Annotated in this window: 10 protein-coding genes; 6 read left to right on the top strand and 4 right to left on the bottom strand. The window is 36.0% G+C overall.

Annotated elements, in window-relative coordinates; genetic code table 11:
* Positions 1–2 precede the first annotated feature (2 nt).
* Positions 3–1,190, top strand: a complete 1,188-nt coding sequence (locus ACP3T3_RS03965; RefSeq protein ID WP_426478630.1) for a PepSY-associated TM helix domain-containing protein — start codon at positions 3–5, stop codon at positions 1,188–1,190.
* Between the two features lie 477 nt (positions 1,191–1,667).
* Here ACP3T3_RS03965 and ACP3T3_RS03970 read toward each other — a convergent pair whose 3' ends face one another.
* Positions 1,668–3,158 (bottom strand): PLP-dependent aminotransferase family protein, encoded by a 1,491-nt coding sequence (locus ACP3T3_RS03970; protein ID WP_426478631.1) that lies wholly within the window; start codon positions 3,156–3,158, stop codon positions 1,668–1,670.
* A gap of 66 nt (positions 3,159–3,224) precedes the next feature.
* On the opposite strand from ACP3T3_RS03970, the gene ACP3T3_RS03975 reads away from it, so the two are divergent.
* The 5 genes from ACP3T3_RS03975 to bioA all read left to right on the top strand — a co-directional run bounded on the left by ACP3T3_RS03975 (position 3,225) and on the right by bioA (position 9,354).
* Entirely contained in the window at positions 3,225–3,848 is a 624-nt protein-coding gene (locus ACP3T3_RS03975) for a hypothetical protein (protein ID WP_426478632.1), read from the top strand.
* Positions 3,841–4,950 (top strand): aminotransferase class I/II-fold pyridoxal phosphate-dependent enzyme, encoded by a 1,110-nt coding sequence (locus ACP3T3_RS03980; RefSeq protein WP_426478633.1) that lies wholly within the window; start codon positions 3,841–3,843, stop codon positions 4,948–4,950. Before ACP3T3_RS03975 ends, ACP3T3_RS03980 begins: the two co-directional genes overlap by 8 nt.
* Before the next feature lie 54 nt (positions 4,951–5,004).
* Positions 5,005–5,619, top strand: a complete 615-nt coding sequence (gene bioD, locus ACP3T3_RS03985; RefSeq protein WP_426478634.1) for a dethiobiotin synthase — start codon at positions 5,005–5,007, stop codon at positions 5,617–5,619.
* Positions 5,619–6,602: a biotin synthase BioB gene (bioB, locus tag ACP3T3_RS03990; RefSeq protein WP_047374806.1), complete on the top strand. Its 984-nt coding sequence runs from the start codon at positions 5,619–5,621 to the stop codon at positions 6,600–6,602. Before bioD ends, bioB begins: the two co-directional genes overlap by 1 nt.
* A gap of 1,459 nt (positions 6,603–8,061) precedes the next feature.
* Positions 8,062–9,354 carry an adenosylmethionine--8-amino-7-oxononanoate transaminase gene (bioA, locus tag ACP3T3_RS03995; protein ID WP_426478635.1) on the top strand — a complete coding sequence of 431 codons (1,293 nt, stop codon included), beginning with the start codon at positions 8,062–8,064 and terminating at the stop codon, positions 9,352–9,354.
* 103 nt (positions 9,355–9,457) lie between these two features.
* Here the strand turns inward: bioA and ACP3T3_RS04000 are convergent, their stop codons facing one another.
* From ACP3T3_RS04000 to ACP3T3_RS04010, 3 genes are all read right to left on the bottom strand, one after another.
* A complete protein-coding gene (locus ACP3T3_RS04000) occupies positions 9,458–10,012 on the bottom strand; it encodes a hypothetical protein (protein ID WP_426478636.1) in 555 nt (184 codons plus the stop codon).
* A 23-nt stretch (positions 10,013–10,035) separates the two neighbouring features.
* Positions 10,036–11,439 (bottom strand): T9SS type A sorting domain-containing protein, encoded by a 1,404-nt coding sequence (locus ACP3T3_RS04005; protein ID WP_426478637.1) that lies wholly within the window; start codon positions 11,437–11,439, stop codon positions 10,036–10,038.
* A 150-nt stretch (positions 11,440–11,589) separates the two neighbouring features.
* Positions 11,590–12,795: a CynX/NimT family MFS transporter gene (locus ACP3T3_RS04010; RefSeq protein ID WP_426478638.1), complete on the bottom strand. Its 1,206-nt coding sequence runs from the start codon at positions 12,793–12,795 to the stop codon at positions 11,590–11,592.
* Positions 12,796–12,819 lie beyond the last annotated feature (24 nt).

Consider the following 12,819-nt stretch of genomic DNA (forward strand, 5'->3'; position numbering starts at 1 on the left):
GAATGAAGCTGAAGTTTAGAAAAATTGCCTATCAGTTACATCTATGGCTCGGACTCACGTCCGGGCTTATAGTTGTTATTATGGCCGCTACAGGATGCATCCTGGCTTTCGAAGAAGAATTAAAACATATTGTTCACCCCAACAGATATTACGTTGAAAACATCGGAAGAAACAAACTTTCATTGTCAGAGCTTACGGAAAAAGCAGAAAGAGCACTTCCGGAAGATTTGAAAGTCAAAAGGGTAGTCATGCCATCCGATCCCTCACGAACGTATATATTTCGTACCTTAAAAATAGATAACGAAGCATGGACGTATTGGGGAACTTATCTTTATTATTATCGAATTTATATAGATCCTTACACCGGAAAGGTACAGGAAGTAGAAGATGCCAAAAAAGATTTCTTCGAAATTGTACTGGATCTTCACAGAAGGCTTCTGTTGGGTGAAAAAATCGGAAAAGCGATTACCGGTTATTCCACATTGATATTGGCTGTCATCCTTTTGTCGGGGCTTGTGATATGGTATCCCCGAAAAATGAGTAAAGCCATGCTGAAAGGAATGTTTTTCATTAAAATATCCGCCAATTGGAAAAGGATCAACTATGACGCTCATAATGTGCTGGGATTCTATGCCATCATTCCTTTACTTTTAATCTCTTATTCTGCATTGATATGGAGCTTTGAGGATGTAGACAAATGGGTAAAGAATACGCTGAACGGAAATATTCCCACAGAAAAGAAAGCCAAAAGTACCATTCCTTCCGAAGAATTTTCAAACCGTAAAGATATTCTCAATCTGATCGGAAATACCATGGAAAAAGGATTGAGAAACAAGAAATCAGCGCTTATCAATTTTCCTAGATCGGAAGAAGGAACCTATTATGCTGAGCTGACTTATGATGGAAGGCAATATAGAAATGAACAGTTTAATTTTGATCAATATTCAGGAGATATTTTAAAATCTCAATCTTATAAAAACAAAAATATCGGATATGGAACCGCATTAAGAGAAAGAAATTATGACCTTCACACCGGAAGTATTTTGGGAATAACGAGCAGAATCATTTATTTTCTGGCAGCAATGATCGCAACATCACTTCCTATCACAGGTTTTATCATTTATTTAAACAGAAAAAAGAAGGAACCAAAACATAAGAAAAGCAAAGTGATTTTTCCTTCTCAACATTAACAAAAGCCTCCGTAAAGGGGCTTTTACTCTTTTTAAAACCACAAAATTCACAAAAGATTTTATTTTAAAAACACTTTAGTTATTAAGTAAGTTTAAATGATGCCGCAGAAAAGCTCACATAAAATGGAAAATCAAAGATTTTCTAAAACTCATGTGTACTTATTAAATGTAAAGCAGGCTCTTAAAAACGTAAGTAATCAAAACTTTTGTGCTTAAAAACAATTAATGTAGAATGCTATACAATTTCTATTTTTAAATATTCTCAATCAATTTTATCGCAGATAAAATCCTCGCGCCTTAAAAACAAAACGTTATAATCTAACTTGCGTCTTTGCGTTCAAAAAATTAAATAATCTCTTTTTTTTTGGAAAATCGCAAAGGCGCAAGTTTTTAATATTCATACATTTTTAAGACGCAAGAAAATCAAAGATTTTCAGCAAGTGAAGCTGTAATTTATTCAATCAATGAAATATTCCATCACCCAATCAATCCCTTCACATTCTTTGAAAAAACCTCAATTCCTTTATTCATCTCATCAAAATTAAGATCTCCAAATCCTAAGCGCATGGCCGTAAGATCTTTATTCTGATACAGCAATGTTTTAGGAATGAAAAGGTTATCCTTTGCACAGTTCCTGCTCAGCTGCATCAGATTCAGCGGAATATTCCATTCTAACCATATTGCCAGCCCTCCGGAAGGTTTTTGAAAAGTAATAAGATCCCCAAGATTCTCTTCCAGCAACGCAGAAAAATGGTCACGTCTTTCCTGATATACTTTTAAAGACTTTTTCAGATAACGGTTGATTTCTCCTTCTGCAATCATCTCTCCAAGCGCTCTTTCCATCAGAATATCTCCCTGACGGTCTATAATTCCAAGATATTTACGCATTTCTGTCATCAGATTCTCTGGAGCAACGATAAATCCTGTTCTGAATCCTGGAGCTAAGGACTTCCCGAAAGATCCAATATAAATCACCATTCCATTTGTATCAGCACTGGCTAAAGGAAGAATAGGACTTTTGTCGTAATGAAACTCATAATCATAATCATCTTCCAGGATAATAAATCCGTATTCATTGGCTAATTCCAATAACTCAAATCTTCTTTGAGCACTTAAAGCAACGGTAGTAGGATAGTGATGATGAGGGGTCAGATAAAGCATCCGTATTTTCTGCTTTTTACAGGCTTCCCGTACGCTTTCTACGATAATTCCTTCTTCATCAATGGGAATAGAAACAATATCAACCCCAGCTTTCATAAAGATCATATTGACGGAGAAGTAACTCAAAGCGCCTACCAATACGGTATCTCCAGCCGAAAGAAGAATTTCGGAAACAATATAAATACTCATTTCAGTACTTCTGGTAATAAGAAGGTTATTCTTGGAAATAGGAAGCCCGCGGGAAAGATTCAGGTATTGGGATAAATGTTCTTTAAAAAATTCACTTCCGTCATGATTATAATGTCCAAAAGCTTTCTGGTTGGATTTACGCTTCAGAATAGAACTGTAAAACCGTGAATGCTGACCGATTTGGGTTAAACGGATATCCGGCACGCCATCATTAAAGACATATTCACAGTCCGAATGTTCAAAAGGATTATCAAGAATATTGGATGTTTTGAATGAAAAACCAGTCGAAACAGGATAGTTTTGAAGGTTATTCTGCTCAAAATCGTTCAATTTAACAGGTTTTTCCTGATCTTTTCCAATCACAAAAGTTCCTTTGTTGGGGAAACTCTCTGTCCAGCCCTGAGCCGACAGTTCATCATACACCGCAACTGCTGTATTTCTGTGGATTTCCAGCATTTCACTGAAAGTTCTTGTTCCGGGAAGCTTGGTTCCGAAAGGTAAAAATCCTCTCTGAATCGCATTGATCAGTTGATTGGCAATCTGTAAATAGATAGATGTCTCTGATTTTCTATCAATCTTAATAAAACTTTCGTAAGGAATCTTAACCGGACTATCCATAATATCAAAACTGGCACCATGTAACCATCCGGCAATATACTACTTTTGACATCAAAATAAAAATCTATGGAATTTCATCATCTGTTAAAAAAGATTGTGCAGGAAGGAAACACTCACGCCAAATGGCTGAACACACTTTCTTTTATGGAAAATGCCGGTGCAAGGAAAATATCAAAATGTGAACATCCAACATTGGTTTCTCAGATCCAGCTGAAACATGCTGCTGAAGAGCACCGCCACGCTTATTACTTAAAAAAACAAATCGGGAAAATAAATCCTGAACTCTGCAAAACCTACGAAAGCACAGAACTTCTGGCTCCTATAGCAACAAGCCAATATCTTCACTCATTGGATATTAAAGCCTGCCGTTATCTTCAGAAAGCTTTCAATCTTGATAAAGTAGATATTAAATATGCAGCCTACCTTTTTGTAACCTATGCTATTGAGGTTCGTGCCGATGAGCTTTATCCTGTTTATCAGCAAGTACTTACGGAAGCTTCTTCTAAAATTATGGTAAAATCGATCATTCTTGAAGAAGAAGGGCATCTGGAAGAAATGATTCATCAGCTCAACGAATTTTCACCAGATTGGAAAGACCATGCCGATCACATTCTGGCAATAGAAAAAGAACTGCATGAAGAATGGATTAATGCTGTTATCCTGGAAGTTGCTCAGTTGAATTATGCTTAGCAACAGCTCTCGTTTTCAGGAATCTCTTGATAAAAGAAAAGAGGAGGGAACGTTAAGGCGTTTGCGACTTCAACCTGATGGAATTGATTTTTATTCCAATGATTATCTGGGGTTTGCAAAAAGTAAAGAACTTCAATATTTACTCTTGCAAAAGGTTATGGATAATCCTCAGCTGCTTTCCGGAAGTACAGGTTCAAGGTTAATCAGCGGGAATAGTGAAATTGCAGTTTCTGTTGAAAATGAAATTGCGCAGAAACATCAGTTTGAATCTGCATTGCTTTTTCCATCCGGATATAACGCCAATCTGGCCTTGTTTTCCACACTTCCAAATCGTCATGATGTAGTTATTGTGGATGAACAAATCCATCGTTCAGTACATGATGCCTGTAAGCTTTCAAATGCTAAGAAGTTGAAATTTAAGCATAATGATACTGAAGATCTTGAGAATATTTTAAAAAGGCAGGAAGGTCATTGTTATATCGCGATAGAAAGCCTTTACTCTATGGAAGGAGATTTTGCTCCTATTCAGGAAATCGCTGCCCTTACTGGTAAATATAAAGCCTCTCTGATTGTTGATGAAGCGCACGCATTTGGTATTTTTGGATATGGATTGATTGAAAAGTATCAATTACAACATCAGGTTTCAGCTGCAGTTGTGACCTATGGAAAAGCTCTTGGAGCCCATGGAGCGGTAATTCTCTGTAATGAAACGGTGAAATCTTACCTGATCAATTTTGCAAGCCCGTTCATTTATACCACATCAGCACAGGATTTTCAGTGGTTGAGTATAAAAACAGGATATGAATTTTTAGATCAGCATCATGAACTGGCCGTAAAACTTCAGGATAATATTAAAATTTTCCGAAGTCGAAATTTACAGTCTCCATCGGCAGAAACAAGTCCTGTTCAGGCTATTGTAATCCCGCATAACCAAAAACTGAAGGAATTACAGCAAACTTTATCTGAAAAAGGATTTTTAACCTACGCCATCTACAGCCCTACAGTAAAAGAAGGAAGTGAAAGATTGCGAATATGCCTCCACAGCTTTAATACAGAAGAAGAAATTATGAAACTGACAGAAATTATTAAAGAATTTATTTAAAACCAGAAAATAAACTTTCAACACCCGGATCACAAATCCCGAACCCCAAACCACATGAAATTATTTATAACAGGAATAGGAACCGAAATCGGAAAAACAGTCTGTTCAGCCGTTTTGGTACAGCATTTTAAAACAGAATACTGGAAACCCATACAGTCTGGAGATCTTCATTATACAGACAGTCATAAGATTGAAGCATGGACAGATACCGACTTTTGCCACCCGGAAACTTACCGTTTGCAGCTGGCAGCATCACCACATCAGTCCGCGAGAGAAGAAAATATCACCATCAATCTGAATGATTTTCAATTACCAAAAACAGCAAACCCACTGATTGTAGAAGGAGCCGGAGGTCTTATGGTACCCATATCCGACACTACTTTCATGATAGATCTGATTGAAGAATTAAATCTTCCGACAGCACTGGTCGTCAGAAATTATCTGGGTTGTATTAATCACAGCTTATTGTCAATCATAGCATTACGACAGAGAGAAATACAATTGGAATATTTAATTCTTAACGGATATTTCCCTGAAGATACAGAAAGAGTGATCTGCAGTTTTATCGAAAAAGAAACAAAAATTATAAAGATTCCGGAGATCAATACTACCGATAAGGAATCTATACAACTTGCTGCAAAGCAATTAATAATAACAAAAATAAGATAATGGATACAAAAACAACATTGAGAAACAACTGGACTAAAGAAGAAATTGAGGAAATTTATCACCTTCCCCTGATGGAACTGATCTATAAAGCAGCCACCGTACACCGCGAATGGCACGATCCTTCTGAAGTACAGATCTCCACTTTATTATCCATCAAAACCGGAGGATGTCCTGAAGACTGCTCCTACTGCGGACAGGCAGCCCGGTATCACACCAATATCAAAGTACAGGCTTTATTGCCTACAGAAACTGTAATTGCCCATGCACAAAAAGCAAAAGATTCCGGATCTTCCAGATTCTGTATGGCAGCGGCATGGCGTGAAGTTCGTAATAACCGTGATTTTGACAGGGTAATTGATATGGTAAAAGGCGTAAACGATCTTGGTCTGGAAGTTTGCTGTACACTGGGAATGCTTACCGAAGAACAGGCGATCAGATTGCAGGAAGCAGGATTATATGCTTACAATCACAATCTGGATACTTCAGAACAGTATTATGAAGAAATCATCTCTACCAGAACTTTTGACAACAGGATTAACACTATAAATAATGTAAGAAAAGCAGGAATTACAGTTTGTTCCGGAGGAATTATAGGACTTGGTGAAACCCATAGAGACAGAATCTCAATGCTTCTGACGTTAGCAACAATGCCCAAACATCCTGAATCTGTTCCTATCAATGCTTTAGCCAGAGTAGCTGGAACGCCATTAGAAGATAATGAAAAAGTCGATACCTGGGAAATGGTAAGAATGATCGCTACCGCAAGAATCGTAATGCCATCTTCTATGGTAAGATTGAGCGCCGGCCGTATAGAAATGTCAGAAACAGAGCAGGCATGGTGCTTTATGGCAGGTGCCAATTCCATTTTCACAGGAGAAAGAGAAACGTTATTGGTGACTCCTAATCCGGGAGTTTCTGAAGATATGCAGATGCTCCAGACATTAGGACTGAAACCTATGATGAAAAAAGAAACATGCTGCTAGATAATTATGAATGATAAATTATGAGTGATGAGTTGGATTGTTAGTATTCTGATTTTTATTATAGCATTGATTTCTGATTTCATTGATATGAATATTTGTTTTTAACGCTAATGTTCGCAACGAAAAATTTTTAATTCTGAAAATATTTCGTTCGCAAAGGCATTCTATTCAGCAAGGCAGAATGTTTTCTATTGCTGAGTGAAACGCCTTTGCGAACTCAAAACAGCATGCAAAGTGAAAAACTTAGCGATCATAGCGATAAAATTTAAACAATTTATCACTCATTAGTTTTTAATGCTAAGATTCGCAAAGATATATTGATTAGCTATAAGAATACTTTGTTCGAAGGCATTTCATTCAGCAAAGTAAAATGCTTCTTATTGCTGAGTGAAACGCCTTTGCGAACTCAAAACAACAGCATGCAAAGTGAAAAACTTAGCGATCATAGCGATAAAATTTAAACAATTACCTCACTCATTATTATTTTTTAATGCTAAAATTCGCAAAGATATATTGATTAGCTGTAAGAATACTTTGTTCGAAGGCATTTCATTCAGCAAGGCAGAATGTTTTCTATTGCTGAGTGAAACGCCTTTGCGAACTCAAAACAACAGCATGCAAAGTGAAAAACTTAGCGATCATAGCGTTAATTTAAAATTCATCACTCATTAGTTTTTAATGCTAAGATTCGCAAAGATATATTGATTAGCTATAAGAATACTTTGTTCGAAGGCATTTCATTCAGCAAAGTAAAATGCTTCTTATTGCTGAGTGAAACGCCTTTGCGAACTCAAAACAACAGCATGCAAAGTGAAAAACTTAGCGATCATAGCGATAAAATTTAAACAATTACATCACTCATTATTATTTTTTAATGCTAAAATTCGCAAAGATATATTGATTAGCTGTAAGAATACTTTGTTCGAAGGCATTTCATTCAGCAAGGCAGAATGTTTTCTATTGCTGAGTGAAACGCCTTTGCGAACTCAAAACAACAGCATGCAAAGTGAAAAACTTAGCGATCATAGCGTTAATTTAAAATTCATCACTCATTAGTTTTTAATGCTAAGATTCGCAAAGATATATTGATTAGCTATAAGAATACTTTGTTCGAAGGCATTTCATTCAGCAAAGTAAAATGCTTCTTATTGCTGAGTGAAACGCCTTTGCGAACTCAAAACAACAGCATGCAAAGTGAAAAACTTAGCGATCATAGCGATAAAATTTAAACAATTACATCACTCATTATTATTTTTTAATGCTAAAATTCGCAAAGATATATTGATTAGCTGTAAGAATACTTTGTTCGAAGGCATTTCATTCAGCAAGGCAGAATGTTTTCTATTGCTGAGTGAAACGCCTTTGCGAACTCAAAACAACAGCATGCAAAGTGAAAAACTTAGCGATCATAGCGTTAATTTAAAATTCATCACTCATTATTACTTTTTTACATCAATATATGAATACAATAACAAAAGAAATCAGTCTGCAAGAAAGAGATAAAGCGGTCAACTGGCATCCTTACACCCAGATGAAAACAGCTGACGATATTATCCCTATTGTAAAAGGAAAAGGAATTTACCTGTATGATAACGAAGGAAAAAAATATCTGGATGTTGTTTCGTCATGGTGGGTAACGTTGCACGGACATTCACACCCTTATATTGCACAGCGTGTTTCTGAGCAGTTAAACACACTGGAACAGGTTATTTTTGCAGGATTTACCCATGAACCTGCGGTACAGCTTTCAGAAAATTTACTGAAACTGCTTCCGGCTGGTCAGGAGAAGGTTTTCTATTCTGATAATGGTTCTACAGCGGTTGAAGTTGCTTTAAAAATGTGTATTCAATATGCATATAATCAGGAAAAAAAGAAAACCAAGATTTTAGCTTTTAAAAATGCGTATCACGGAGATACCTTCGGAGCTATGTCTGTAAGTGGAAAAAGCTTCTGGACAAGGCCTTTTGAAAGCATGCTGTTTGAAGTTGTTTTTATAGATACACCCAATGCTGAGAACCTGGATAGTTTACATGCGCAGATTAAAGAATTAGCCGATGAAGCAGCCTGTTTTATCTATGAGCCTTTAGTTCAGGGTGCTGCCGGAATGCTGATGTATAAAGCTGAAGATCTCAGCCAATTGATGAAATACTGCAGGGAAGAAGGAGTTCTTATGATTCAGGATGAAGTTTTTACAGGATTTGGGAGGACGGGTAAGCTTTTCGCAGCAGATTATCTTACAGAAAAACCGGACATTATGTGTTTTTCAAAAGGATTAACAGGAGGAACTATGCCCATGGGAATCACGACCTGTTCCAATGAAATATACAATGCTTTCCTTTCTGATGACCGTTATAAAACCTTATTTCACGGGCATTCGTTTACAGCTAATCCTTTAGCCTGTGCGGCCGCTCTTGCCAGTATGGAACTACTACTTACAAACGAAACTCAAATGAATATCAACCGCATCACTCATCAGCATTCTGAGTTTGTGAAAGCACTTGCTTTTCATACTCATGTAGAAAAGGTTCGACACATCGGAACTATTTTAGCGTTCGATTTTAAAACCGGGAATGATACTTCTTATTTCAATGAAATAGGGAAAAAGCTTTACAATGAATTATTGCAGAGAGGGATTATCATGAGGCCGTTGGGAAATGTAATCTATCTGGTTCCTCCCTATTGTATTACTTCCGAAGAATTGGATTTTGTATATCAGAATATTATGGAAGTGCTGGATCTGTTTAAAGAATAAACGATCCGTGTTCCGGTAATAATTATTTTTAATTTTTTTAATGTACCTTATAGGTTTCCAGAACCTATAAGGTTTTTATGTTTAATGCTGGTGCCAGTATTTTTTAAAGTTCCTGTTCTGCTTTCTTCAATACACCAATCAACTCTTTCAATTCATCTTTATTGAATTCCAGTAAATTCTGATTAGAGTAATGGGACGGAATTTTTATATAATTAACCCACGAAGAGAGTTTTTCCCGATAAATACTTCCAAATTCAATATTACTCATTGTAACAAACTTGTATTTTGTTTCCTGATTCATCTTTTCATTTTCTTTCTGTTCCACAGTCTGAAGAGACTGAATCAGTTTTCCCAGTTCTTTTTTATCAACGGTGAGTGTTTTTTTTGATATTTCATCAAATGTTTCGTGTTCATACATGATTCCCAGAAGAGATTCTGATGAACTGTCAGACATATCCTTCGTTACAATTTTTTGAATATTCAGGTTTTTAAACTTACCTAGATTGGTGATTTTTTTCTCAATTAATGTCCCTTTTCTTGAATTGACAGTAAGTCCGCGGGATGTAGCATTTGATCTTTGAATAGTAGGTGGCGGCGTTATCTGTGCGCTTACCCATGCGCTTAGCACAAAGGATATCAAAATAATGATTCTTTTCATTTGTAAAAATTGTTATTAGTTTACTACTTTTTAATTAGTTTTTTTGTAGAAAATTTTCCATTTTCAAAAATAGCTTTGACAAAATAAACTCCTTTAGACAGTTCAGAAACATCAGAATTATTTTCTATTACAGTTTTTAACAGTCTTCCATCAACAGAATAGATCTCTATTTTATTAATTTTTTCTTTTGACTGGTAAATTAAATCATGTTGTACAGGGCTTTCAAAAGTAATTTTAGTATTATTTTTTGCAGTTTCTAATGTTGATAATGTAGCGGTGCCATTTAAAAGATATTTAACAATCTTTCTTGTGGATCCATCTCCGTAAACAACTATATTATTATCAAAAACTTTGATTGCATTAATATAATGATACAGTAAATTAGAATCATTTTCTATATATTCTCCAAATGCAGCATCAATAGCTCCATTTTGATTAAGTTTAGCGATATAATAAGCGGGTGCATTATTAAAATCAGCATAGCCTGCGATATAATAAGAATTATTTTTTTCATAGATATCCCAAAACTCAAGACCAAGAGTTCCATTATAACTGAATGTGGCATCCGGTGTTCCGTCAGCATTCAGTCTTCCTATGGTAGCAGGGTTTAATGAAGCAAGTTGTGCATATATAATTCTATTGCCTGAATCTACTTTTATAACATTAACATTTACTCCGTTAAACAAGGCCACTCCATTATTACCGAAACCTGTCATCAGTTGCCCATCAGAAGTATATTTTTTTATTGTATTATGTTCCAAAAAAATAAGGTTCAACTGATTATCTAAAATAATACGGGGAATCCCATAAACTGATACTTCTCCATTATTCCCAAAGCTGTTATCTAATGTACCATCAGTATTTAATCTGAATGTATGCGTGTACCCATCAAAAAATCCTACGGAATCTATACCAGTTCCTGAAACAATAATTTTATTTCCCTGTTCTATAAGGTTGTTTTTTATATTGAAATTGTCCTGATAGTAATTGGCTAATACCTTTATTCCGCCATTGGAGAACGAGGAATCTAATTGTCCATTGGAAAGCAAACGAATCACATCTAAATAATTAGTGTTGCTTGTAGCATCATATCGCTTTAAAAGTAAGGTGAGTTTATCATTGGTGTGTCTTATAAATCCCACCAGGGCGTCTGATGCATAATTCAATGTAGTTTTACCGTTAGTTCCAAAAGTTAAATCAAGATAACCATTGTAACTTGTCACCTTAGAAATGATTAGCTGATTAGTATTAGAGTCAAAAGATTGATAAAATACCGCATCGGTTGTTTCTGTTAGCTCTCCCAGATAAGAGTTTTCCGTTTGAATATTGTATATTCCGTTTGAAGCAAATGCAGGATCTTTGGAGATGATTTGTGCAAAAGAAGTTTGTGCTGCGAGAGTAAGCACAAGTAATAATTGTTTTTTCATTGTTTGGTTTTTTAATAAAAATTTTGAGGTTATAAAATGTAACCCTCTAATATTTTTTAGGTTGAGTTTCCAAATGTATGATAAAATTTCAGAAAAGGAAAGAACAGGATAGAAGTACATTCTATCCTTTCTTGTTTATCCAATGGTAATTTAATCTTCCACATACTTATTTCTCGCTGCTTTCAATCCAAAATAAAGCATCAGCAGTACCGCGCAGCTTAATAAATAAAACGAACTGTTCCAGGAAATATCCCAATCATGCAGTTTTCCAAACAGGGGAGGCCCGCATGCGGCAATCAGGTACCCTACAGACTGCGCCATTCCCGATATTTTAACCGCATTGATACTGCTTTTCGTTCTCGTAGAAAAGAACAGGATCGACAAACTGAAAGACAACCCATTGGAAATACCTATAATAACAGCATTGAGATAGATCCACTGAGATTTCAGGAACACAAACATCATCGTACTTCCAAACATCAGAGCACATATAAAAAGGATCACGAGCCTTTGATCTTTCATTTTACCGGCAATAATCGGGCAGCAGAACGTCACAGGAATCATTGTAATCTGAATCACAAAAAACACCCATCCTGAGCTTTCTCCCTGCATATGATAATCAGCAAGAAATGAGGGAAGCCAGGCTACCAGACAATAATAAAATAAAGACTGCAGCCCCATAAAAATACTGATATTCCATGCCTGGGCAGATCTGAACATATTAAAATCTGAAGTACTGAGCGCTGTTTTAAGTTGATTTGAATTCCTTTTATTAAATATGAATTCCAATGTTAACACAAGAAAACCCAATGCTGCAATCACCAGCCATATTCCCAGAGAGCCTTTCCATCCAAAACCTGTCAGTTCTCCTATCTTCACACTGAATCCGGAAGCTAAAGCCGCAGTAAGATTCATGGATACAGCAAAAATTCCTGTCATAAGACCAATCTGTTTCGGAAAATTATTCTTAACATATCCCGGAGTGACTACATTTCCGATACATATTCCTAAGCCAATAAATACCGAACCTAAAAATAACAGCCAGAGAGATCCTGTAATACGCAGAAATAACCCAAAACTTAAAATAACCAGCGAGTACATCAGAAGTTTACTGATCCCCAGCTTATTGGAAAACCTGCTTACAAGCACAGAACATGCAGCAAACATAAACAGGGGAATAGAGGTAAGCAGGCTCACCTGAAAGTTATCCAGCTTCAAAGCATCTCTTACCTCACCAAGAACAGGAGCAACAGCCACAATAGGCGAACGGAGGTTGCTCGAAATGAGTATAACAACCAGCACATTAATGAGTAATAAAACATACGAAGCATTCTTTTTTACTTCATTCTTCATCATAATAAAACTTTTGTACAAAATTAC

Origin of the sequence: Chryseobacterium sp. CBSDS_008 (assembly GCF_049959325.1) — a bacterium.
In the GTDB taxonomy this organism is placed as follows: Bacteria; Bacteroidota; Bacteroidia; order Flavobacteriales; family Weeksellaceae; genus Chryseobacterium.